The sequence below is a fragment of the Marinobacterium aestuariivivens genome, assembly GCF_042661465.1.
Lineage (GTDB): Bacteria > Pseudomonadota > Gammaproteobacteria > Pseudomonadales > Balneatricaceae > Marinobacterium_A > Marinobacterium_A aestuariivivens.
The window spans coordinates 671,515-693,379 of the sequence record NZ_JBHSWE010000001.1; the positions used below are offsets into that span (position 1 = coordinate 671,515).

23 protein-coding genes and 2 pseudogenes are annotated in these 21,865 nt (G+C 63.4%); 8 read left to right on the forward strand and 17 right to left on the reverse strand.

Annotation, left to right across the window (positions count from 1 at the left end):
• Nucleotides 1–16 precede the first annotated feature (16 nt).
• From nhaD to ACFQDL_RS03455, 3 genes are all read right to left on the reverse strand, one after another.
• Nucleotides 17–1,444 (reverse strand): sodium:proton antiporter NhaD, encoded by a 1,428-nt coding sequence (nhaD, locus tag ACFQDL_RS03445; RefSeq protein ID WP_379907829.1) that lies wholly within the window; start codon nt 1,442–1,444, stop codon nt 17–19.
• Between the two features lie 250 nt (nt 1,445–1,694).
• Nucleotides 1,695–2,090 (reverse strand): substrate-binding domain-containing protein, encoded by a 396-nt coding sequence (locus tag ACFQDL_RS03450; protein WP_379912841.1) that lies wholly within the window; start codon nt 2,088–2,090, stop codon nt 1,695–1,697.
• A complete protein-coding gene (locus ACFQDL_RS03455; RefSeq protein WP_379907830.1) occupies nt 1,985–2,593 on the reverse strand; it encodes a LysR family transcriptional regulator in 609 nt (202 codons plus the stop codon). Before ACFQDL_RS03455 ends, ACFQDL_RS03450 begins: the two co-directional genes overlap by 106 nt.
• A 117-nt stretch (nt 2,594–2,710) precedes the next feature.
• Between ACFQDL_RS03455 and ACFQDL_RS03460 the strand changes: the two genes are divergently transcribed.
• From ACFQDL_RS03460 to ACFQDL_RS03470, 3 genes are all read left to right on the forward strand, one after another.
• Nucleotides 2,711–2,950, forward strand: coding sequence for a hypothetical protein (locus ACFQDL_RS03460; RefSeq protein ID WP_379907831.1), 240 nt, complete (start codon nt 2,711–2,713; stop codon nt 2,948–2,950).
• Entirely contained in the window at nt 2,929–3,705 is a 777-nt protein-coding gene (locus ACFQDL_RS03465; RefSeq protein ID WP_379907832.1) for an agmatinase, read from the forward strand. The genes ACFQDL_RS03460 and ACFQDL_RS03465 overlap by 22 nt, the downstream gene beginning before the upstream one ends.
• A 199-nt stretch (nt 3,706–3,904) precedes the next feature.
• On the forward strand, nt 3,905–4,546 hold the full coding sequence (locus ACFQDL_RS03470; RefSeq protein ID WP_379907833.1) for a TetR/AcrR family transcriptional regulator: 642 nt from the start codon (nt 3,905–3,907) through the stop codon (nt 4,544–4,546).
• A gap of 100 nt (nt 4,547–4,646) precedes the next feature.
• Here ACFQDL_RS03470 and ACFQDL_RS03475 read toward each other — a convergent pair whose 3' ends face one another.
• From ACFQDL_RS03475 to ACFQDL_RS03515, 9 genes are all read right to left on the reverse strand, one after another.
• Nucleotides 4,647–5,396, reverse strand: coding sequence for an SDR family NAD(P)-dependent oxidoreductase (locus tag ACFQDL_RS03475; RefSeq protein WP_379907834.1), 750 nt, complete (start codon nt 5,394–5,396; stop codon nt 4,647–4,649).
• Entirely contained in the window at nt 5,393–6,175 is a 783-nt protein-coding gene (locus ACFQDL_RS03480; protein WP_379907835.1) for an SDR family NAD(P)-dependent oxidoreductase, read from the reverse strand. The genes ACFQDL_RS03475 and ACFQDL_RS03480 overlap by 4 nt, the downstream gene beginning before the upstream one ends.
• A 14-nt stretch (nt 6,176–6,189) precedes the next feature.
• On the reverse strand, nt 6,190–6,681 hold the full coding sequence (locus ACFQDL_RS03485) for a creatininase family protein (RefSeq protein ID WP_379907836.1): 492 nt from the start codon (nt 6,679–6,681) through the stop codon (nt 6,190–6,192).
• Nucleotides 6,678–6,953, reverse strand: a complete 276-nt coding sequence (locus tag ACFQDL_RS03490; RefSeq protein ID WP_379907837.1) for a creatininase family protein — start codon at nt 6,951–6,953, stop codon at nt 6,678–6,680. Before ACFQDL_RS03490 ends, ACFQDL_RS03485 begins: the two co-directional genes overlap by 4 nt.
• A gap of 12 nt (nt 6,954–6,965) precedes the next feature.
• Nucleotides 6,966–7,772 carry an ABC transporter ATP-binding protein gene (locus tag ACFQDL_RS03495; protein WP_379907838.1) on the reverse strand — a complete coding sequence of 269 codons (807 nt, stop codon included), beginning with the start codon at nt 7,770–7,772 and terminating at the stop codon, nt 6,966–6,968.
• Entirely contained in the window at nt 7,769–8,659 is an 891-nt protein-coding gene (locus ACFQDL_RS03500) for an ABC transporter permease (RefSeq protein ID WP_379907839.1), read from the reverse strand. The genes ACFQDL_RS03495 and ACFQDL_RS03500 overlap by 4 nt, the downstream gene beginning before the upstream one ends.
• Before the next feature lie 15 nt (nt 8,660–8,674).
• Nucleotides 8,675–9,739, reverse strand: a complete 1,065-nt coding sequence (locus tag ACFQDL_RS03505) for an ABC transporter substrate-binding protein (RefSeq protein ID WP_379907840.1) — start codon at nt 9,737–9,739, stop codon at nt 8,675–8,677.
• 257 nt (nt 9,740–9,996) lie between these two features.
• The gene (locus ACFQDL_RS03510; protein WP_379907841.1) at nt 9,997–10,875 is read right to left on the reverse strand and encodes a LysR family transcriptional regulator; all 879 of its coding nucleotides are present in this window, start codon (nt 10,873–10,875) and stop codon (nt 9,997–9,999) included.
• Nucleotides 10,876–10,889: 14 nt separating this feature from the next.
• Nucleotides 10,890–11,801 (reverse strand): LysR family transcriptional regulator, encoded by a 912-nt coding sequence (locus ACFQDL_RS03515; protein ID WP_379907842.1) that lies wholly within the window; start codon nt 11,799–11,801, stop codon nt 10,890–10,892.
• A gap of 306 nt (nt 11,802–12,107) precedes the next feature.
• Between ACFQDL_RS03515 and speB the strand changes: the two genes are divergently transcribed.
• Together speB and ACFQDL_RS03530 are read left to right on the forward strand one after the other, a co-directional pair.
• Nucleotides 12,108–13,082, forward strand: a complete 975-nt coding sequence (gene speB / locus ACFQDL_RS03520; RefSeq protein WP_379907843.1) for an agmatinase — start codon at nt 12,108–12,110, stop codon at nt 13,080–13,082.
• Nucleotides 13,083–13,383: 301 nt separating this feature from the next.
• Nucleotides 13,384–14,714, forward strand: a pseudogene (locus ACFQDL_RS03530) (APC family permease).
• A gap of 167 nt (nt 14,715–14,881) precedes the next feature.
• On the opposite strand, the gene ACFQDL_RS03535 reads toward ACFQDL_RS03530, so the two are convergent.
• Both ACFQDL_RS03535 and ACFQDL_RS03540 read right to left on the reverse strand, forming a co-directional pair.
• Entirely contained in the window at nt 14,882–15,742 is an 861-nt protein-coding gene (locus ACFQDL_RS03535) for an SPFH domain-containing protein (RefSeq protein WP_379907844.1), read from the reverse strand.
• Nucleotides 15,743–15,787: 45 nt separating this feature from the next.
• Nucleotides 15,788–16,240: an NfeD family protein gene (locus ACFQDL_RS03540; RefSeq protein WP_379907845.1), complete on the reverse strand. Its 453-nt coding sequence runs from the start codon at nt 16,238–16,240 to the stop codon at nt 15,788–15,790.
• A gap of 293 nt (nt 16,241–16,533) precedes the next feature.
• On the opposite strand from ACFQDL_RS03540, the gene ACFQDL_RS03545 reads away from it, so the two are divergent.
• From ACFQDL_RS03545 to ACFQDL_RS03555, 3 genes and pseudogenes are all read left to right on the forward strand, one after another.
• A complete protein-coding gene (locus ACFQDL_RS03545) occupies nt 16,534–16,830 on the forward strand; it encodes a SemiSWEET transporter (RefSeq protein WP_379907846.1) in 297 nt (98 codons plus the stop codon).
• A gap of 292 nt (nt 16,831–17,122) precedes the next feature.
• Complete coding sequence (locus ACFQDL_RS03550; protein WP_379907847.1) at nt 17,123–17,539, forward strand: universal stress protein; 417 nt, start codon at nt 17,123–17,125, stop codon at nt 17,537–17,539.
• Nucleotides 17,540–17,593: 54 nt separating this feature from the next.
• Nucleotides 17,594–19,206, forward strand: a pseudogene (locus ACFQDL_RS03555) (BCCT family transporter).
• Nucleotides 19,207–19,492: 286 nt separating this feature from the next.
• Here the strand turns inward: ACFQDL_RS03555 and ACFQDL_RS03560 are convergent.
• The 3 genes from ACFQDL_RS03560 to ACFQDL_RS03570 form a co-directional block, all read right to left on the reverse strand.
• Nucleotides 19,493–20,119: an SDR family oxidoreductase gene (locus ACFQDL_RS03560; RefSeq protein WP_379907848.1), complete on the reverse strand. Its 627-nt coding sequence runs from the start codon at nt 20,117–20,119 to the stop codon at nt 19,493–19,495.
• 270 nt (nt 20,120–20,389) lie between these two features.
• Entirely contained in the window at nt 20,390–20,941 is a 552-nt protein-coding gene (locus ACFQDL_RS03565) for a GAF domain-containing protein (protein ID WP_379907849.1), read from the reverse strand.
• Nucleotides 20,830–21,696, reverse strand: coding sequence for a hypothetical protein (locus tag ACFQDL_RS03570; RefSeq protein WP_379907850.1), 867 nt, complete (start codon nt 21,694–21,696; stop codon nt 20,830–20,832). The genes ACFQDL_RS03565 and ACFQDL_RS03570 overlap by 112 nt, the downstream gene beginning before the upstream one ends.
• Nucleotides 21,697–21,865: the final 169 nt, after the last annotated feature.

Genomic DNA, 21,865 nt, shown 5'->3' on the forward strand with positions numbered 1-21,865 from the left:
TCGCCACTCACCCGTATCAAAACAACCCCGCATTGACCCAGAAATGGGTCGCGATACTGGCGACGTAGCCCAGCGCCACGGCCGGCGCCCAGCGCAGGTGACCGAAGAAGGTGTAGACGCCACGAGCCTGCCCCATCAGCGCGACGCCGGCGGCCGAACCAATCGACAGCAGGCTGCCGCCGACACCGGCGGTCAGGGTGATCAGCAGCCAGTGCCCCTCGGACATCTGCGGCTCCATCGTCAGCACCGCGAACATCACCGGGATGTTGTCAATCACCGCCGAGATCACGCCCAGGGCGATATTGGCATGGCTGGCGCCCCACTGTGTATAGAGCAGGTCCGACATCACCGCCAGATAGCCCATGTAGCCGAGCCCGCCGACACACATGATGACGCCATAGAAGAACAGCAGCGTGTCCCACTCGGCCCGCGCCACCCGGCTGAAGACATCGAAGGGCACCACGCTGCCCAGCGCCCTGAGCCGCTCCTGGTTGCCCTGGGCCTCGGCCAGGCGGCGCTTGCGCGCGAGCGAGCGCGGCAGCGTCATGCGCAGGAAATAGCCGAAGAACTGCAGGTAACCGAGCCCGGCCATCATTCCCAGCACCGGCGGCAGATGCAGCACCATGTGGCAGCTGACGGCGGTCAGGATCGACGCCAGGAACAGCAGCATGATGCGTCGCGCGCCCCTTTTCATCTCCACCTCTTCGTTGACGGCGCTGGGGACGCGGTTGCGGATCGCCAGGCTCATCAGCGACGCCGGCACCAGGAAATTGACCATCGACGGGACCAGCAACGCGAAGAAGCCTTCGAACGGCACGATGCCCGCCTGCCAGACCATCAGCGTGGTGATGTCGCCGAACGGGCTGAAGGCGCCGCCGGCATTGGCCGCCACCACGATGTTGATGCAGCAGAGGTTGACGAAGCGCGGATCGTCCTCGGCCACCTTCATCACCACCGCGCACATCAGCAGTGCCGTGGTCAGGTTGTCGGCCACCGGCGAAATGAAGAACGCCAGGATCCCGGTGAGCCAGAACAGCGTGCGGTAACTGAATTGTCGCCGCACCATCCAGGCCCGCAGGGCGTCGAAGACCCGCCGCTCCTCGAGGGCGTTGATATAGGTCATCGCCACCAGCAGGAAGAGCATCAGCTCCGAGAACTCCAGCAGGGTCTCCTTGTACGCCTCCTCCACCAGGCCCGGCATGCCGCGGTCGATGTAGACCCAGCCGATCACCGACCAGATGATGGTGGCCCCGACCAGCACCGGTTTGGACTTGCGCAGATTGAGGCGTTCCTCGCTGATCACCAGCAGATAGGCGAAGGCGAAGATGGCCAGCACGAAATAGCCGCTGGCACTCTGGGTCAGATCGAGGGGGCCGACCACGGCCTGGGCAGGCAGGCTGGTCAGCGCCAGTAACGCGGCGAGGCAGAAGGCGAGTCGTTGCATGATTTCAGACGGTTCCTTATCCGGAAAGCGTGAACGGCTCTCCCATTTAACAGGGCCGAGGCCGGTTCGGCAATGGGTCGGAGGGCGTAAAGCGTGAGTCGTAAAGCGTGAGGCGTGAGGCGTGAGGCGTAGGGTGCCGGTGACCGCCACGGACGGCGGAAGGCCGCCCCGCGGAAATGCTGTAAACGCAGGAGCGGTTTACAGTGAAGCGAAGCGCACCGCACCATCGCTTCCGCTTACCATTTACTGCTTACCGGTAGGCGCGCGTCATCTCCTCGACGAAAGCGTCCAGCACCGGATGCGATCCGGCGCCCTTGCGCCTGATGGCGGCGAATTCGGTGACGAAGTGCATCCGCTGCGCCAGCAATGGCCGCATCTCCCTGTTCCCGATCCAGACCTCGGCATAGTGATCCGGCAGAAAGCCGATATAGCGCCCCGACAGGACCAGGGTCGCGAGTCCTTCCATCTGATAGGCCGTCGCCGCTGCATGCAGCGGACGGTATAGCTCGCGCACCTGCGGACTCTGGGTATAGCCGGGCATCACGAAATCGTGGCGGGCCAGGGCGTCCAGATCGAGCCTGTCCTCGGCAATGTCGAACAGCGGATGGGCCGTGCTGCAATAGAGAAAGGAGCGTTCCCGGTACAGCGGCCGGTAGTCGAGGCCCGGCAAGCGGTGATGGACAGGCACGATCGCCGGTGCAGCCGCCCGTCGAGCACGGCACGCTCGAGTTCGTTCGGCGAGGCAACCTGGAGGCCGATATAGACCTCGGGTCCTCGGGCCCGGAAGCTGTCCACTATCTGCGGCAGCCGGGCTCCCGGATCGGTCAGAGTACTGTCGGCGACGCCCAGGTTCAGGTCGCCGACCAGGGTGTCCCGGCAGGCACTCATCCGGGTACGGAAGCTTTCCAGCGCGGCCAGCAGGATCAGCGTCTGTTCATAGGCCTTGCGGCCATGCTCGGTCAGCGCGAAACCACTGCGCCCGCGGTCGCAGAGTCGCATACCCAGTCGCTGCTCCAGATCGGCCATATGGGTGCTGATCGCCGAACGACCGATATTGAGCTCGACCTCCGCCGCCGAAAAGCCGCCGCACTCGACGACCGACTTGAACACCCTCAACAGGCGGATATCGACATCGCCCAACCGGTGCATCGGACAGCTCCCATTTTGTTCAATAAATTCACAACCTAACTTCATTAAGATCGTATTTATCAAACGTAATAGAAAGCGCAGACTCAGTCAAAAGCGCGAGCACCCGGGAGTATAGCCATGACCACTGCGAAACCTTCAATCGAATCCTTTTACCAGACCCGGGATATCCTCGGCGAGAGTTACCAGCCGATCCAGAGTCCGCGTTACAGCGAGATCGCGACCTTCATGCGGGCACCCCGGGTCAACGACCTGAGCCAGGTGGACATCGGCCTGATCGGCATTCCGTTCGATGGCGGCCTCACCTGCCGCACGGGCGCGCGCAGCGGCCCCAGGAAGTGCGCAATCAGTCCACCCTGATGCGGGCCATCAATGTCGCCACCGGCATCGAGCCTTTCCGGCTCGCCCGCATCGGCGATCTCGGGGACGTGCGCTTTGCCAACGTCTTCAACCTGAACGAAGCTATCCTGGACATCGAGAGATATTATGCCGCCATCGCCGAGGCCGGCGTGATGCCGCTGGGAATCGGTGGCGACCATTCGGTAAGCTATCCGATCCTTCGGGCGCTGGCGCGCCGTCACAGGACACCCCTCGCCGTGATTCATATCGACTCCCACACCGATACCTGGCCCGCATACCAGGGTTCCAAGTTTCATCACGGCGCGCCTTTCCGTCTCGCCACCGAGGAGGGCCTCATCGATCCGACGAAAACGGTTCAGATCGGCATCAGGGGCGGCCAGAATTTTGCCGACGGTCTGCACTACTCCCGCGACAGGCAGATGAGAGTCATCACCATCGAGGAGTTCGAGGATCTGGGCTGGCAGGCCGTTGCCGGGGAGGCCCGGCGCATCGTCGGCGACAGCCCGGTCTATCTGACCTTCGATATCGACGGCCTGGACCCTGTCTTCGCGCCCGGTACCGGGACCCCCGAGGCCGGCGGCATCACCATGCGCGAGGCCCAGCGCCTGCTGCGCGCACTGCGCGGCCTGAACTTCGTCGGCGGCGACCTGGTGGAGATCTCGCCGCCACTGGACCCGTCCGGCACCACCGCCCTCAACGGCGCCACCCTGCTGTTCGAAATGCTTTGCCTGCTGGCCGAGACGTTCGCCGATTAATCCTCTCCTCCCGGGCCGCCCCTGAAAGGTGCGGCCCGCCACTCGCTCCCCGCCCCGATCTGACCGGAAGATGGTGCCCCGAACGGCGCCCAAAGTGGTAGAATCTCCGACAGATATCCCGGCTTGTTTCAGCCGACCGAAAGGCGGTCATGTCAGTTGGCCGACGCACGCCAGTGCCGGCTGCCGGGATGAAGTATCAGTGAAAGGCGAGGTCGAGATGAGCGGGTTGCGCGAAAGGCAGAAGAGAAGCCGGCAGATGGATATCCTGGCCAGCGCACGCGAGCACTTTCAGCAGCGGGGATACGAGTCCACGTCCATCGAGAACATTGCCGAAACGGCCGGTGTTTCGGCGGTCACCATCTACAACCACTATCGCACCAAGGGCGGCGTGCTGCTGGCCCTGGTCACCGAAAGCGACTCGGTGCTGATCGGCAAGATCCAGAAGGTCATGCAGGCGCCGCCGGAGGAGCCGTTGACCGCCGTCTGCGCCTTTTTCGGCACCGTCAACGAACATGCCTTTTCGTATCTGGACCGCGAACTCTGGCGCCATGTCATCGCCATCTCGGTGATCGAGGGCGATTCTCAGTTCGGACAGGTCTACCGTTCACTCGATGCCGAGCTGATCCGGCTACTGGCGGCGTTGCTGGAAGACCTCGACCACAGGTTCGACAGGCTGCAGAGCGACGACCACCTGACGGCGGCCGAAGTGCTCTACAACGTCCACAATGCCCGTTTCATGGAATACATCATCGACCCGGCCTGCAGCGAAAGCCGCCGGGACAGCCTGACGCGGCGCGACATCGCCTTTGTGATGGCGCAACTCGAGCGGATAGACAGCTAAGACCCGCAAGAGGCGGGACCTCCTGTCCGCCACAATAGACAAGGCCCCCGTGCAGTCGCAACCACACGGGGGCCGATCGGCATTCACGTGCCAGGCCGACTCAGGGCATCACCGATCCGCCGTTGGGACCGACGATCTGACCGGTCAGGTAGCTGCTGCCGGGCCCGGCCAGAAAGACGGCGAGCGACGCCACCTCTTCGGGCCGGCCGATCCGCTTCAGGACCGTCAGCGCCTCCTCCTTGCGACGCCACTCCGGCGTCATATGCTCGACGTCCAGCATATCGGTATCGATGGGACCCGGCGCGATGCCGTTGACCAGCACCTGTGGCGCGAACTCCCGCGCCCAGGACCTGGTCAGCGCATTGACCGCCGCCTTGGAGGCGCAGTAGGGGGAGAAATCCTCGCGGCCGCTGTAGCTGAGGTCCGACGTCATGTTGATCAGGCGGCCTCCGCGACCGGCCATGCGCCTGAGCGCCTCGCGGCCGCAGAGAAACTGTCCCCGGACGTTGACGCCCATGACCCAGTCGAAGTCCGCGGCCGACGTCTCCAGCAACGGCTTTTCCTGGATCACGCCGGCATTGTTGACCAGGATGTCCAGCTCGCCGAGACGGTCGACCTCCCGGAACAGCGCCAGCACCTCCACCTCATTGGCCACATCCGCCTGAAAGGCGTGAACATCGCCGCCTTCGGCGCGAAGCGCAGCGACGGCCTCGCTCGACTCCCGCGCGCCGCTGCGGTAGCTGAAGACGACCCGCGCCCCTTCGGCCGCGAACGCCCTGACGATGGCCAGGCCGATGCCGCGCGAACCGCCGGTGACCAGCGCCAGCTTGCCTTCGAGTTGCCGGCTCATCCCATCACCTCCCCGCGATCGACATTGAGGGTCTGGCCGGTGATATTGGCGGCACCGTCCGACGCCAGAAACAGATAGGTCGAGGCCATGTCATCCGGCTCCATCAGGCCGCCGAGCGCCTGGCCCTCGAGTATTTCGTCCAGCAGCCGGGCTTCGTCGACGCCCCGCTCCTGCGACATTCGTCTGAGCGAATGCATCGCCGCATCGGTTTTGACCCAGCCGGGACAGACTGCGTTGACGTTGATCCCCCGCGGACCGAGTTCCTGGGCCAGACTGCGCATGAAGCCGATATTGGCATGCTTGGAGGCGCAGTAGGCGGAAAACCCGGCAACCGCCGTCTGCCCCCAGATGCTCGAGGTGATGATGATGCGGGCACCGGCCGGCATTCGCGGCAGCGCTTCGCGGGTGACGAAATAGGTACCCATGACGTTGGTGTCGATGATGCGGCGAAACCGCTCCTCGACCTCCTCGCCGGCTTCGAGCATCGGTGTCGGCTGCTCGAAACCGGCATTGTTGACCAGCACATCGATGCGCGGGATGGCACCGACCATATCCCGGACGCCCTGGCGGTCGGTGATGTCGCAACGGTGCGCCGTGACCTGGCCACCGGCCTGCGCCTGCAGCATCTGCTCCGTTTCGAATACGCCTTCGCCGGCACCGACGATATGCAGGTCGGCCCCCGCCCGGGCGAAGCCCCGCGCCACACCCAGGCCGATGCCCCGGGAGGCACCGGTCACCAGCACCGTTTTGCCGCTGAAATCGAAAGTAATCTGCGTCATACCCTCTTCCCCCTTCAGATGGCGAATTCGCGTTGCAGTGCGCGACCGATATCACCGCCCACCTGTTCCGCCAGCAGACGGCCCTTGTCCGCGCTGGCCGCCTTCGCCGAGACCAACGCTCCGCTGTCGGGCACCCATTCGCGGTGCGGCGGCCAGACGTCGTAGGGGCCGCTGTCGGCAGGCGGGTTGTCGGGAATCAGCGATTCGCGGACCAGCTCCGGGTAGTAGTGCATCATCAGCGATGTCTCCAGCACCGCGGCGTGTTCCAGTTCGATCCCCGGGAAGCCGTCCGGGAAGACCGTCTCCAGCGTCGCTTCGGTGATGAACTCCCAGTGCTGCAGTACCAGGATGCGGATATCGCTGTCCCGCAGCTCGCGGTAGGCCAGATCGACGCCTTCGTTGAGAAACCAGAGATTCTCGTAGTGGCCGTCCAGCAGGCAGATCCGGCGCACGCCGTGGCGTGCCAGCTCGCGGATCAGATCCCGCACGAGATGGCTCAGGGTCATGCCGTCGAGGCCGATGGTGCCGGGAAAAAGGGCCCGCCGCCCGAGCGCGGCATCGACTTGTAGCCGAACGTCAGCGGCGGCGCGACGATGGCGTCGGTGGCCCGGGCCACGTCCAGCGCAATCGCCTGCGGCAGCAGGAAGTCGACGCCCAGCGGCAGATGGGCGCCGTGCTGTTCGGTGGTACCTGTGGGTACGATGACCGGTGCCCCGGCCGCGACCCGCGCGGCAAACTCCGGCGACGTCATCTCGGCCATCTGATAGCGTTTTGTCATGATCGCAGCTCCTCAGGCCAGTGCGGCTTCTGTGCCCTGCTGACGCATCAGGCGCATGATGTGCTGTTCGGCTTCGGCGTAGCCCTCAAGATCGAAGATCTCCTCCTTGCGGGCGATGCGCCGGCCCTGCTTGAAGTCCGGCTGGCTGTTTTCCAGCACCTGCCCGGGATGGCTCGAGAAGAACACGATGCGGTCGCCCAGGAACAGGGCCTCCTCGATGTCGTGGGTCACCATCACCACCGTCGTCCGGGTCGATTCCATGATCGAGACCATCAGCTCCTGCATGTTCCAGCGGGTTTCGGCATCGAGGGCGCCGAAGGGCTCGTCCATCAGCAGCAGGCTCGGCTGGTTGGCGAGCGTGCGGGCGATGGCGACGCGCTGCTTCATTCCGCCCGACAGCTGCTTGGGATAGACATCGCGGAACTTGCCCAGCTTCACCAGCTCGATGAAATGCCGGGCCCGCTCGAGGCGCTCGGCCCTGGGCACGCCATTGAGCTTCATGCCGTACTCGACATTCTGCTCGACCGTCAGCCAGTCGAAGGAGGTGTAGCTCTGGAACACCATGCCGCGCTCGCGATCCGGCCCGTGAATGGCGCGGTTGTCGAGGCGGAGGCTGCCGTCGCTGGGCTCCTCGAGGCCGGCGATCATGCGCAGAACCGTCGATTTGCCGCAGCCGCTCGGCCCGAGCAGAATGCAGAACTCGTTTTCGAACACCTCGAAGGAGGCACCGGTGACGGCCTGGATCCGCTCCCCGTTGCGCAGGCTGAAGTGCTTGCCGATATTGCGCACCGAGAGTTTGACGTTGGCTTGTGAATTCATCGGCCATGCTCCTCGAGGTAGGGGAATAACAGGCGGTGGGCCTTGCGCAGCAGGTAGTCGAACAGCAGCCCCAGGATGCCAATGACGACGATGCCGGCGATGATCTCATCGGTGTGTATGAAGCGCTTGGCCCGCATCATCACCGCGCCGATACCGTTGGTCGACGCCACGATCTCGGCAATGACCAGGTAGGTCCAGCTGACCGCCAGCATCTGCCGCATCGCGGTCACGACCTGCGGCATCACCGCGGGTATGACGACGGTGCGCAGAATCTGCCGGCGATTGCCGCCCAGGGTCTGCGCAGTCTCGATCAGCTCGCCGCGCACGCCCCGGGTATGGTCCATCACCAGCGTCACCAGGAACCAGACGACGCCGACGAACAGCAGCGCCAGCTTCGGTGCCTCACCGGTACCGAACCACATCAGCAGGATCGGGATGAAGGACGGGGCCGGCAGATAGCGCCATGCCGAGACGAAGGGATTGAAGAAGGCCGCCACCGAGCTGAAGGCGCCCATCAGGATGCCCAGCGGCACCGCGAACAGGCAGGCCGCCGCGAAGCTCAACAGCACCCGGTAGATCGAGATGCCGACATCGTTGAGAAAGCCCCGGTTGACGATCATGTCGTAGAGCGCCGCCAGCACCTGCTGCGGCCCCGGCATCAGCAGCTCCGAGACCCAGCCCATCGGAACCGCCAGTTCCCAGAGACCGAAGAAGATGACCCAGGCACTGATTCCGAGTGCGATCGCCGCCGGCGTCGATACGGACTTGCGGTACTGGAACCATGGCGACCGGCGTTTGCGGCCGCCACCCGCCGCCCCGGGCACCGCATGGCCGCCATCGAGCGTCATGTGCGCCGCCATGATGCCTGACTGTCTTTCAGTTTTCATCGGACAACTCCTTTATCAGGGCCGCGCCTGCAGCGACTGGCGATACCCGCCTTCTGCCAGCTCGGCGATCAGCGAACAATCGAAGCCCCTGGCCGGGTCATGCCGTTCTTTCAGCACACCGAGCTTGACCCACCAGTCATTGGTGGTGGCCACGGCATCGGCGAAACCGCCGTTGCGGCCGAAGGGCGGCTCGCCTGGAATGGCGCCGCAGAACTGTGCGGCCTCGTCGAAATCGAACATGTAGATGCCGCCGAGGAAGTACTTGCCATTAGTACCGGTGACGGCTTCGATGTCCTCGACCGGCCACTGCAGGTAATCGGCCCAGAGAGCGTTCACGTCCGCGGTATTGTCATGCCAGTACCGGACCGCATCCCAGCGGGCCTTGAGCATATCCAGCGCGGCCTGGCGACGCTTCTTGATGAAGTCGACATTCATGAAGATGGCATCGCCGAACAGGCCCAGCTTCCTGAAGTCCTCCTGCGCGGTGTCGGCCACGATACGGGTGCCCTCGAGCGCCCCGGTCAGCCGGGAGGTGTAGGGTTCGTACATGTAGGCGGCGGCGAGGTCGCCCGAAATCATCGGCCCGACTCCGGAATCGGCGTTCAGGTTGACCCAGTCGACCTCCTCCGGCCTGACGCCGTTCTGCTCGAGCCAGTAACCGACCATGATCTGCCCGATAAAGGCTTCGGGCGCCGCCACTTTCCGGCCCCGGATGGTGTCGGCGCTGACGCCCGGTGCCAGTACCACCTGGTCGACGCCGTAGGACGGGTTGCTGTAGGCGACGCTGACGATCGGCAGCCCGTATTCGATGGCAACCGGCGCGTAGTCCAGCGTCGAGACGAAGATGTCGATGTTGCCGGCGGCCAGCTGGTTGTGACCGGTCAGCGGATCTTCGTAAATGGTGATATCGAGGGCATAGTCCGGCGCCAGGTTCTTGACTCTCGCCAGCTCGTAGAAGGCGTAACCCGGCCATGACACCGCAACACCGATGCGCACCTTCTCCTGAGCCTGTGCCTCGGTCTGGGCCAGCAGCGCCAGCGGAACAAGCAGGAGACCTGCGAAGATAGATCGGAACGACATAAGACCACCTGTTTATTGTTATAAGACATGCCTATATTTACTTCACTAAAAAACTTTATTCAACTAAAAGTTTTATGATGACCCGCAGTGATCCATGCAGAGACAGGCGTCTGAGTCGTGAGGGTGTGAGGACGTGAGGACGTGAGGACGTGAGGACGTGAGGCGTAGGGTGCCGGTAAGCGAAGCGCACCATCACTACCGCTTACACCTACCACTTGCGGTTCGCGGCGGGGAAGTGCCCTGTGGGTACGCCGCGCCTACAGTTGGGAGGAGAGGCGCTCGATCAGCCAGCGGCCGGCGGGGCCCGGGGCGCGGTCGCGGCGCCAGATCAGGTCGATGCCGGCCTGGATATCGACCTGCTGGAACGCCAGTTGCAATTGGATCGCCTGGCCACTGGCCAGGGCTTCCTGTACGAAGGAGCGCGGCAGATAGGCCCAGCCGAAGCCGGCGCGCAGCAGTGCGAGGATGCCGTACTGGCTCTCGAGTCGCCAGCAGTGCCCGCCGCCGAGTACCGGTTGACGGCCGAGGCCGGGACTGCGCGTGGTCGGCACCAGCTGACGGTACTGCTCGAGGTCCGCGAGCTGGATTTCGGGGACGGCGGCCAGCGGGTGGCCGGGCCCCGCTACGGCGATGACCTCGACATGATCGATACCGGTGAAATTGAAACCGCGGGGATAGAACTCCTGTTCGAACATCACGCCGAGATCGGCACGGCCGCTGCTGACCAGCTGGGCGACGTCCTGGCTGGTCGGATTGAGCAGTTCCAGCTCGAGGTGGGGGAAAGCCTGCTCGAAGTCGATCAGCTGCGGCGCCAGCGACTCGAGCGCGATGGCGGCGTCGATCGCCAGACAGAGCCGGGTCTCGACACCCTGCCCCAGCGCGGCGGCGCTGGCATGCATCTGCTCGCAGCGCTGCAGGATCGCCCGGGCATCGCGCAACAACGCTCGTCCATGCTCGGTCAGCACTGGCGCGCGGCTGCTGCGATCGAACAGTTCGACGCCGCAGTCGATCTCGAGGTTCTGCACCGCCACACTGATCACCGACTGCGCCTTACCCAGACACCGGGCGGCAGCCGAAAAGGAGCCCTGCTCTGCGGCCGCGACGAAGGCCTGCAACTGCTCGATACTGAATCCCATAGACGAGTCTCCCGTCAGGTTCCGAAGGCCTGCAACTGCTCCCGCAGCCACAGAATAGCCCCATCCCGGGCATAGAGCGGATGGTGGATCAGCGACATCTCCACCGGTGGCAGCCCCGGTGGCGGCTCGACCAGTCTCAGCGGCAACAGTTGCACGAACAACAGGGCCATCTGCCGCGGCAGCGTCAGCACGGCATCGGTCAGCGCTGCCGCCCGTGCCGCCGCCATGTAGTTGAGATTGCGCGACAGCAGCCGGCGCGCAAGCCCCTGCCGGGCCAGCCACTGATCGACGCCTTCGGGATTGCCGGCACCGATATGGGACACACCGATATGGGGCTGGCGCAGATAGTCGTCGAGGCTGAGTCGGTCAGCCACAGCGACGTTATCCCCGGCCACCAGGCAGACCAGCGCTTCGGACATCCAGGATTCCTGCACCAGGCTTGACGGCAGCTCCGCGCCATACTCAAGCCCGACGACCAGGTCGACATCGCCGTTTTCAAGCCCCTGATGCAAAACAGTCTCGGTAATCAGCGCGATCTCGAACTCCAGCTGGGGTGCTCGGGACTGCAGAGCTGCAAGAAACGGCGGATACAGGACTTCCTCGAAATAGTCGTTGGTGGCGATGACAAAGCGACGACGGCTGGTCGCCGGATCGAAAGCTGGCGGTGGCGACAATCCCCGATCGATCAGTTTCAACGCCTGCTGCACGACCGGCAACAGCGCCTGCGCCCGCGGTGTCGGCTGCAGACCGCCCTCGGTCTTGACCAGGAGCGGATCGTCCAGTGCCTCGCGTAGCCGCTTCAGTGCATGACTCACCGCCGGCTGGCTCAGGCAGAGCTTCTCCGCCGCCCGGGTGACGTGGCATTCGCTGATCAGGGTGTCGAAGACCCGCAACAGGTTGAGGTCGAACTGGCGTAAGGAAAGCATGTTAGGCGTTAGGCGTTAGGCGTTAGGCGTTAGGCGTTATGTCGTAGGGTGGGTTAGCAATGCACCGGTCAGGGGTTTCCGGTCGCCCCGTCGCTTGGGCGTTGCGTAACCCACCAAGCAGTTCAAGGGCGGGTTACGTGATGCAGACAAAACAGCAATGACTCCAACGAAGGTGCCACTGCATCGCTAACCTACCCTGCAAATTTAATTCGTATCACGAATAGAACCATCCATTCAATTCATTTTATTAATTGAAAGCCTGCCTCTAGAGTGGACGGATCACTCAGGCAACCAGAGGCAAGGTTCATGTCCGACGCAAATAGCAGCAACGGCACCCAGATCAACGAAGCGCACAGCGCCATCTATGCCACCCAGACCTCCACCTTCATGCAATTTCCGGCCTATCACCCGCAAAGCGCATCAGACGCCGGGGTCGTGGTCACCGGCATCCCCTTCGATCTCGCCTGCTCCGGTCGCTCCGGCACCCGTCTCGGCCCCAACGCCATTCGGCAGGCCTCGGCCAATCTGGTCTGGGAGGGCATCCGCTGGCCCTGGGAGTTCGCCCTCGACGACCACCTGAAGGTCGCCGATGCCGGCGACCTGGCGTTCCGCTACGGCGAGCCCCAGACCCTGGTCGACAACCTCGAAACCCACGCCGGCCGGCTGCTGGAAGCCGGCAAGCGCATGCTGAGCCTTGGCGGCGACCATTTCGTCAGCCTGCCTCTGCTGCGCGCCTACGCCCGCCGCCACGGCCCGCTGGCCCTGATCCATTTCGACGCCCATACTGATACCTATTCAGGCGGCACGAAATATGACCACGGCACCATCTTCCACCATGCGGTGCAGGAGGGACTGGTCGACAGGGACCACTCTATCCAGATCGGTATCCGCACCACCTACGACCGCCAGAACCACCCGTTCGAAGTGCTCGATGCCGCCTGGGTCAACGACCATGGACCCGCCGCTGTGCTCGAGCGCATTCGTCGCCGGGTGGGCGATTGCAAGTCCTACGTCAGCTTCGATATCGACGGCCTGGACCCCACCTATGCCCCCGGCACCGGCACGCCTGTCAGCGGCGGCCTGACCATTGACTGCGCCCTCAAGGTGATCCGCGGCCTGGTCGGTCTGGAGCTGGTCGGCATGGACCTGGTCGAGGTGAATCCCGCCTACGACCACGCCGATATCACCGCCCTGGCCGGCGCGACCCTGGCGCTGGAGTTTCTCTACGTGCTGGCGGCCAACAAGCGCCGAACCAGCCTGATCAAGTCGGCAGGACGATAAAGGGTGTTCAAAGGGGCCGGGGATGGGCTAAGCCGCGCATAGGGATGTGCGCAACAGGCTGTCGTGACATGGAGCTACGCCAGGGATGGCGTGTGTGTAGAAAATGCAGGAGCAATTTTCTGCGAGCGCCGGCCTGCGTGACCATCCCCGGCCCCGACACTACTCGGTTCATTTGGCAAAATGACGATAACAACAACGACAGGTTCACGATGAGTAGTTCTGAAAAAAGAGAAAGGCACTGTCCGCCCTCGATATCACCCTCTATACCGTTTCGGCGATCCTGCTGGTCGACCAGATAGCCCTGTCCGCGGCGGTCGGCGAATCGGCGATCTTCTGGTGGCTGCTGGTGCTGGTGCTGTTTTTCCTGCCCAATACCCTGGTCACAGCCGAACTCGGCACCCGCTATCCGGAGCAGGGCGGCATCTATGCCTGGGTCCGCGACGCCTTCGGCGCCCGCTGGGGGCGCGCATCACCTGGCTCTACTGGATCAATATCGCGCTCTGGATGCCGGCGGTCTTCATCATGTTCGGCGCCATCTTCGCCGCCCTCTTCCAGCCGGATCTCGGTCTCTGGGGCCAGATCGGCCTCGGTATCGCGCTGTGCTGGCTGACCGCCTGGATCAACTGCCTGCCGCTCAGGCTGAGCAAGTGGATACCGAACCTCGGCACGCCGCTGAAGTTCGCGGTGATCCTGACCCTCGGCGCCGGCGGGCTGCTGTACGGGCTCGAGCACGGCTTCGCCAACGACCTGAGCCTTTCCGCCACACTGAAACGCCTCGACGAGGGGCTGGCCTATATCCCGGTCATCGTCTACGGCTGTCTCGGGGTCGAGCTGATCAGTGCCGAGAGCGGCGCCATCCGCAACCCCGAGCGCAATATCCCGCGGGCGATGCTGATCGCGGGCCTCCTGACCGCCGTCTGCTATATCTTCGGTACCCTCGGGGTGCTGGCGGCGGTCCCGGCCGAGCGAATCGATACCGTCGACATTATCGCGGTCAGCCTGCGAGAACTGTTCGGCAGCGCGCCACAGGGCGAAACCCTGGCGCTGCTGGTTGGCGGTGCGGCCCTGCTGACCTTCTTCTCGACCATGGTGACCTGGACGCTCGGCGGCAATTGCGCCATGGCCGAGGCGGGGGCGGCACGGGAAATGCCGGCAGCCTTCGCGAAAAAGCACCACCGCCATGGGGCTCCCGTCGGAGCCGCCCTGCTGACCGCCGGTGTCAGCTCGGCGACCCTGCTGCTCTATGGCTTGATGGCCGGCAGCGCCGAGGAGCTGTTCTGGACGCTATTCTCCTTCAGCGCCATTATCTTCCTGCTGCCCTATATCGGCATGCACCTGGCCTATCTGAAACTGCGCCGACGCGATGTCCAGCGGGCTGGCAGCTTCCGCATCCCGGGCCGACGGCTCCACCGGCTGTTGTCGATCAACTGCATCCTGATCCTGGTGGCCGCCATCGGCCTGTTTTTCTGGGTACCGGGCGAGCCGCTGGATCTGTTCTTCCTGGTCCAGGTGGGATGCGGTGTCGTCGTGACCCTGCTGCTCGGAGAGTATCTGGTGCAACTGGGGGAGCGGCACCGCAAAACGGCGGGGCGGCCGGTGGAAAAGCTTCCGGCAGATGAGATGCCATCCTGAGACAGTGCGGTACGCTGACATTTGCTCCTGCAATGCCAGTCTTCCCACGGGGCGGCCTTCCGTCATCCCTGGCGGTCGCTTCGCTTACCGGTACCCTACATAACCGGACGCCGCTTCGCAAAGAGTAGTCCACGCAGGGTGCCGGTGAGCACCGCACCGCTACCGCCCTACTTGCTGAACGAGCCCATGATGCCGCGCACGGCGGCGGGAATATCGCCGGGCAGCACGACCAGCTTGCTGTTCTGGGAGGTGGACATATCCCTGATCGCCTCGACGTAACGCTCGCCGAGCAGGAACATCACCGGCAATTCGTTGTTGTGGATCGCCGCCGTGACCTTCTCGATCGCGGTCTGGCTCGCCTCGGCCAGTACCACCGTGGCTTCGGCATCGCGACGGGAGGCTTCGAGGCGCCCTTCCGCCTCGAGGATGGCGGCGGCCTTCTGGCCTTCGGCGCGGGTCACGGTGGCGCGCCGGCTGCGCTCGGCGGCGGCCTGCTCCTCCATCGCGTGCTGCATGGTCTCGGATGGGTTGATATCCTGGATCTCGACCGTCTTCAGGGTGATCCCCCAGTCGGAAATATCGTCGGAGATACTGGCCTTGAGCTTGGCCTTGATCGCATCCCGGTTCGACAGGGCATCGTCCAGATCCATCTCGCCGATGATCGAACGCAGCGATGTCTGCACCAGATTCTGGATCGCGATACTGTAATCCTCGACGCCGTAGACCGCCTTCTCCGGCGAGACGATATTGATGTAGGCCACGGCGTTGGCAATGATCACGGCATTGTCGCGGGTGATCACCTCCTGGGACGGGATATCGAGCACGATATCCTTGGTCGTGACCCTGTAGGCCACCGCATCGATATAGGGAAAGATAATATTGAGGCCGGGCCCCAGGGTGCGGTGGTACTTGCCCAGGCGCTGGACCACGTACTTGTTGCCCTGGGGAACGGTCTTGACCCCGACCGCAACGGTTACGATCACCAGTACCAGGAAGACCCCCGCCAATACGATTCCGTCTACAGGCATGCCGCTCTACTCCTTCAGATAATATTGCTCCCCGGGAGGGGCCGTTTAACGTTTCTCGACAATAAGGGTGTTGCCCGATATATCCTTGACACAGACCCGGTCGCCGACGGCTACCGGTGCATCGCAGATAAAGTGCCACTCGTCATCGCCCAGCAGCGGCGTGGTGAATCGCACCAGTCCGCGGCCATCGGGCGTTGGCGCCTTGATGACCTGGCCGCACTCGCCGCTGATCGCCTCGCGGGCGATGCCGGCCTTGGTGCGATCGATCATCAACGGCCGGAAAAAGCGGAACCAGAGCAGCGTGAAGAGGCTGGACGACAGCGCCCAGACCACCAGTTGGCCGCTGAAGGCGAAATCGGGCACCAGCCAGAGCAGCGCCGCGACGATCACAGCCCCGAGACCGAACCAGAAGATGGTGAAGCTCGGGATGAAGATCTCCGCCATGACCAGCAGCATGCCGAATACCAGCCAGTGCCAGTCCTGTATTGCAAATTCCATTTCCACTCCTGATCACAGCATGCGTGCAGGGAACTTAACCCAATTTAGCCGGTAGCGACAGTCTCGGGCGTCGATGTGATGAAGGCCCCGTTTAAGTGAATATTCGTCATCGATGCGATGCGTTCTAATCACTTGCACCCAGCCATCCCCGAGCCCTAAAATCGCCGAGATTTACGACAGCGACAGGGTGTCGCCGTTACCAGACTCTCCCAGATTACACCATTTTTGGCGACCGGCTACGCACCTTCGGTGCCCGGCGTGCCGTGCGTGACTGAAAACGAGGCTTCGCTACCTTGGAATACACGACCCTTATCGGCCTCGCGGCGGCATTCTGTACCACCGCCGCCTTTGTTCCCCAGGTTCTGCGCATCCTGCGGACCGGCAACGTCGACGGCATCTCACTGTCGATGTACTCGATTTTCACCCTCGGCGTGACGCTATGGCTCGGTTACGGCATTGCCCTGCGCGACCTGCCGATGATCCTGGCCAACCTGGTCACGCTGATGCTGGCCGCCTCGGTGCTGACGCTGACCCTGCGCAAGCGTCTGCAACGTCGTCGCCAGCCGATCGCGACGGCCCCCGCCCATTGAACCCCGCCCATTGAAAGAGCACCGCCGGCAATTGCCGGCGGTGCTCTTTCACGGCCATCCGGACCGGCCTCGCCGCCACTGGCCCCTCTCGTAAAGCCAGTCATTTATTATTCAACCCATTGGCAAGTTGATCAAAAGCCGGCCACCGGTGGCGGCAATCACGACAAATTCTGTTCAGTCTGCGACCATTTTCGCTGAAATTCCCAATTCCTTCAGGCATCTGCAATAATGTTTGGTGCACGGCCCGTTTCGTACGACGACCGTTTGTCACCAGCATGGAGGAGGAACCTGGATGTATTCCAAAATAATGGTACCCGTCGATCTTGCGCATATTGACCGGCTCGAAAAGGCACTGACCACCGCCGCGGATCTGGCAAAGCTCTACGCCATACCGGTCTGCTACGTGGGGGTTTCCGCCTCGGCGCCGAGCCCTATTGCCCATACCCCCGCCGAGTTCTCGGCCAAGATGAAAAAATTCAGTGAAGACCAGGCCAACAAATATGGCCTGTCGGAAGCCAGCAGTGCTGCCTATATCAGCCACGACCCCGCCATCGACCTGGACGATACGCTGATGAAAGCCGCCAGGGACAGTGGTGCGGACCTGGTCGTAATGGCGTCGCATGTTCCCGGCCTCGCGGAGCATATATTCGCGTCCAATGCCGGCTATTTCGCCTCCTATTCCGATGTATCCGTTCTGGTCGTCCGATAATGCGGATACTCAAGCACGCTGCCCCCAGTTATAAGCCAGAAAAGAGGGATCAGTATGACTGAACCAACCGATTTAACCCCAGAAGGCGACGCCACTCTGATCGAGACCGATTATGAGATTGGTCAGGATAATATCAGCACCCAGGTCGGCCCCTTCAGTCTCGATGTTCACAACCCGGTCTTTTTGATTTCCGGTATTACCATCGTCGCTTTCGTATTTCTCACCCTGGCCTTCCAGGATGCCGCCGGCCCGATGTTCAATGCGCTTCGGGGCTGGCTGACCTCGACCTTCGACTGGTTCTTCCTCGGCGCCGCCAATATCTTCGTCGTGCTCTGCCTGGTACTGGTGATCTCCCCGCTGGGCAAGGTCCGCCTGGGCGGTACCGATGCAACACCGGACTACTCCTACACCGGCTGGTTCTCGATGCTGTTTGCCGCCGGCATGGGCATCGGCCTGATGTTCTACGGCGTATCCGAACCGATTTCGCACTTCTCCTCCTCCTTTGCCGCGGATGCCGGTACGCCGGACAGTTGGGCGCCTCTGGCGGGCGCGCCGGGGGATGCCGAGGCTGCGCGCCGGCTCGGGATGGCCGCGACCATCTTCCACTGGGCGCTGCACCCTGGGCCATCTATGCGGTCGTCGCACTGGCGCTGGCGCTGTTCTCCTACAACAAGGGGCTGCCGCTGACGATGCGGTCCATGTTCTATCCGATCTTCGGTGAACGGATCTGGGGCTGGACCGGACACATCATCGACATACTGGCGGTATTCGCGACGCTGTTCGGCCTTGCGACCTCGCTCGGCTACGGTGCGGAACAGGCCAATGCCGGCCTCGAGTTTCTGTTCGGCCTGCCGGTCAACGATGTCTCCAAGGTGGCCCTGATCATCGGCATTACCGGCATCGCGCTGCTGTCGGTGGTCGCCGGTCTCGATGCCGGCGTCAAGCGGCTGTCGGAAATCAACATGGGCCTGGCGCTGCTGCTGCTGCTGTTCGTGGTCCTGGTCGGCCCGACCCTGAGTATCCTCAGCGGCTTCTTCGGCAACCTCTGGGCCTATGGCGAAAACCTGCTGGCGCTGTCGAACCCGGTCGGTCGCTCCGACGCCAACTTCAGCCAGGGCTGGACGTCCTTCTACTGGGCCTGGTGGATCTCCTGGTCACCGTTCGTCGGCATGTTCATCGCACGCGTCTCCCGCGGCCGTACCGTGCGGGAGTTCATCACCTGCGTACTGCTGATTCCGTCCCTGGTCTGCGTCTTCTGGATGACTGCCTTCGGTGGCACGGCCATCAGCCAGATCGTCAATGACGGCTACCAGGCCGTTGCGAATGCACCGCTCGAGCTGAAGCTGTTCTCGATGCTGGAGCAGTTGCCGCTGCACCAGATCACTTCGTTCATCGGCATCATTCTGGTGATCGTGTTCTTCGTGACCTCGTCCGACTCCGGCTCCCTGGTGATCGACACCATCACCGCCGGCGGCAAGATCGACGCCCCGGTGCCGCAGCGCGTGTTCTGGGCGGTTTTCGAAGGCATGGTCGCCGTCGCGCTGCTGCTCGGCGGCGGCCTCGGGGCATTGCAGGCAATGGCGGTATCGACGGGCTTCCCGTTCACCATCGTCCTGCTGCTGGCGTGCTACGCCATCGTCAGAGGCCTGATGACCGAGCCGCGTTAATACCTGGCTCTGACCACGACGCAGAGGCCCCGCATTCGCGGGGCCTCTTTTTAGGTGCCGAAAACAGCTTCGAAGATGTGCTTCGCAGCATCCTGCAGCGACGTAGGTTGGAATGATGCCCCGCAGGGGCGAATTCCGACATATACCCGGAATTCGTGCCACTCATTCCAGGCTACCAGGCGGCATCCTGCATTAGCGGTGATTACGATAATCCGATGGCATGGCGGTGTCAGGAACCGTTGGTCCGAGGCCCAACAATGGCGAAGCCCAACACCGATACTTTGTCTCAATGCGCCATGATATGGTCGCCCGCATCGACGAAGAGGTTGCTTCCGGTGAGATTCGCGCCCAGATCGCTGACCAGGAAGGCGGCCAGGGTGCCGACATCCCGCGGCGTGCCGAGGCGGTGCAATGGCGCCCGTTCAACCGCGCTGCCCATCAGCGCATCGAACTGCTCGATACCGGACGCCGCGCGGGTCGGCATCGGCCCCGGCGACAGCGAGTGGACCCGGATGTTGCGTGGTCCCAGTTCTGCCGCCATGTAACGCACCGAGCTCTCCAGCGCAGCCTTGACCGGCCCCATCAGGTTGTAGTGCTCGACCACCTTTTCCGAGCCGTAGTAACTCATTGTCAACAGGGTCCCGCCGGCCGTCATCAGCGGCTCCGCCAGCTTCGCCATGCGGATAAAGGAGTGGCAGGAGATATCCATCGCCCGGGCGAAGCCCTCGGGAGAGGAATCCAGCAGGCGCCCATGCAGCTCCTCGATCGGCGACCAGGCAATGGAGTGAATGAGGAAGTCGACCCGGCGCCAGGTTTCGGCGACCATTTCGAACAGCGCGTTCAGCTCTTTCGCGCGGGAGACATCGCAGCGCAGCAGCAGGGACGCTCCGAGCCGGTCTGCCAGCGGTGCCACATGGGGTTGCGCCTTGTCATTGAGATAGGTGACGCAGAGGTCCGCGCCGGCCTCCTCAGTGCCGCAGCACAGCCGTAGGCGATGCTTTGTTCATTGGCGATTCCCAGCACTATGCCCTTCTTGCCGCTCAGATCGATGGCCAGACTCATTGGATATCCTTCCCCGGTTTGTGTGACGGAAGCTCGGGACGGCTCCGTTGCGATAAGGCGGGATGTTAGACGCAGATGTTGGCGAATGCCAGCGGGCAACTATTGCAGGTGCCCGGGACGCTCAGTGACGCAATGGCAGAACCACCAGAGTGCCGACCTGGCGCTGTCGCAGGCGAATCGGCAACCGACGACACTGCGAGAGCCAGGGCGGCATCGACACAGAGACCTCTTCCGCATCCAGGTCCAGCGCCGGCAAACGGGTCTGGGGCGTGAGTGCCAGGTCCGCACCCAGCGCCTTCAGCGCCCGGTGGGCCAGGCTGCTGGCCTTGACCAGGCGTCCGCGACGGTCGAAAGCCAGCACCCCGTCGCTTTGCCAGCTGCGAAAGGCCTCCCTGGAGCCTTCGATCACCTGTTCGCGGCAGCGAAAATAGCCGGCCACAAGATTGGCTTCGATCAGGCGTGCGGCCTGGATCGCGAAGTCCAGCGAATGACGCTGGTAGCTGTAGGTCCGGCCAGACAGATCCAGTACCCCCAGCACGCGGCCATCGTGGGGGTCCCGAATCACGTCGGCAGAACAGGTATAGCGCTTGATGCCGGCGCAGAAGTGCTCGGCGCCGTAGAGCTGGATCGGTTCCGCCGACGCCAGGGCCGTACCGATGGCATTGGTCCCCACGGCCTCTTCGCCCCAGAGCCCCCTTCCACCAGATTGACGCTGGCGGCCGTGCCGCGCATGCGCCGGTCCCCCGCGGTATCCAGGATCAACCCCTGGTCATCGGCCAGAAAGACCAGGCTGTCGGAATGAAACAGCAGCTCGCCGACACGTTGCATTACTGGCCGTGCCGCATCCAGCATCTCGGCACGGCGGTAGCGCCGATATTCGAGCTGCTCCCGGTCCGCCACCAGCGGCGCCTCGCGCAGCTCCGGATCGACCCGCCGCTGGCAGCGCCGCCAGGAATCCTCGACCACGGGCCTGATCGCCCCGCTGGCATAATCCTGGTCCTGCACGAAGCGCTCCCAGATTGACAGCAGCTGAGTGTGATCCTCGGGGTTGCTGAGCCGGTGGGCCGGATCCCGCATCTGGGCCGTGGCCAGAGCCGCCTGCTCCCGGGTGAAGAAGTGGTCCTGACGCACGAAACCGGCCACCACCCCGGGCTTGACCGCCGTCACCCGCCCGTTCTCCTGGCGCGCCACCACAAGATCGTCCGGCAAGCCGTCAAGCACGTGCATGGGCGCCTCCAGCCCGTTGACGAACCGGGACGGATGCACCGTCCCGGTATCCATATCGTAGAAGGCCGGGCGAAATCCCAGGGACCTGTTGCCTGCACTGACGCCGCCGCTGCCCCGGAAGACCTCGTTCTGTCGACTCAGCGCTTCGAGGGTCAGCTCGGTCAGCACCTCGTGGGGCCTTATGCTCTGTCTGACTGCCATGGACTGTTTCCGGTTATCCGGCCTGCCAGCCCGCCTGCAATCACCCACCGCGCCCGCATCTGCAGACGTCGACAATGGCATCCGGACTGCGCCGGGGACTGGCATCACGGTCATTGTCTGATTATGAGTATAGACAGAGGAGGAGTCCCGCGATGCAGTACCTGGCCTG

Bases quoted from the DNA above. Each gene is read 5' to 3' on its own strand.
- nhaD (WP_379907829.1), bottom strand. From the start codon at position 1,444: ATGCAACGACTCGCCTTCTGCCTCGCCGCGTTACTGGCGCTGACCAGC.
- ACFQDL_RS03455 (WP_379907830.1), bottom strand. From the start codon at position 2,593: ATGCACCGGTTGGGCGATGTCGATATCCGCCTGTTGAGGGTGTTCAAG.
- ACFQDL_RS03460 (WP_379907831.1), top strand. From the start codon at position 2,711: ATGACCACTGCGAAACCTTCAATCGAATCCTTTTACCAGACCCGGGAT.
- ACFQDL_RS03475 (WP_379907834.1), bottom strand. From the start codon at position 5,396: ATGAGCCGGCAACTCGAAGGCAAGCTGGCGCTGGTCACCGGCGGTTCG.
- ACFQDL_RS03480 (WP_379907835.1), bottom strand. From the start codon at position 6,175: ATGACGCAGATTACTTTCGATTTCAGCGGCAAAACGGTGCTGGTGACC.
- ACFQDL_RS03485 (WP_379907836.1), bottom strand. From the start codon at position 6,681: ATGACCCTGAGCCATCTCGTGCGGGATCTGATCCGCGAGCTGGCACGC.
- ACFQDL_RS03490 (WP_379907837.1), bottom strand. From the start codon at position 6,953: ATGACAAAACGCTATCAGATGGCCGAGATGACGTCGCCGGAGTTTGCC.
- ACFQDL_RS03495 (WP_379907838.1), bottom strand. From the start codon at position 7,772: ATGAATTCACAAGCCAACGTCAAACTCTCGGTGCGCAATATCGGCAAG.
- ACFQDL_RS03500 (WP_379907839.1), bottom strand. From the start codon at position 8,659: ATGAAAACTGAAAGACAGTCAGGCATCATGGCGGCGCACATGACGCTC.
- ACFQDL_RS03505 (WP_379907840.1), bottom strand. From the start codon at position 9,739: ATGTCGTTCCGATCTATCTTCGCAGGTCTCCTGCTTGTTCCGCTGGCG.
- ACFQDL_RS03510 (WP_379907841.1), bottom strand. From the start codon at position 10,875: ATGGGATTCAGTATCGAGCAGTTGCAGGCCTTCGTCGCGGCCGCAGAG.
- ACFQDL_RS03515 (WP_379907842.1), bottom strand. From the start codon at position 11,801: ATGCTTTCCTTACGCCAGTTCGACCTCAACCTGTTGCGGGTCTTCGAC.
- speB (WP_379907843.1), top strand. From the start codon at position 12,108: ATGTCCGACGCAAATAGCAGCAACGGCACCCAGATCAACGAAGCGCAC.
- ACFQDL_RS03535 (WP_379907844.1), bottom strand. From the start codon at position 15,742: ATGCCTGTAGACGGAATCGTATTGGCGGGGGTCTTCCTGGTACTGGTG.
- ACFQDL_RS03540 (WP_379907845.1), bottom strand. From the start codon at position 16,240: ATGGAATTTGCAATACAGGACTGGCACTGGCTGGTATTCGGCATGCTG.
- ACFQDL_RS03550 (WP_379907847.1), top strand. From the start codon at position 17,123: ATGTATTCCAAAATAATGGTACCCGTCGATCTTGCGCATATTGACCGG.
- ACFQDL_RS03570 (WP_379907850.1), bottom strand. From the start codon at position 21,696: ATGGCAGTCAGACAGAGCATAAGGCCCCACGAGGTGCTGACCGAGCTG.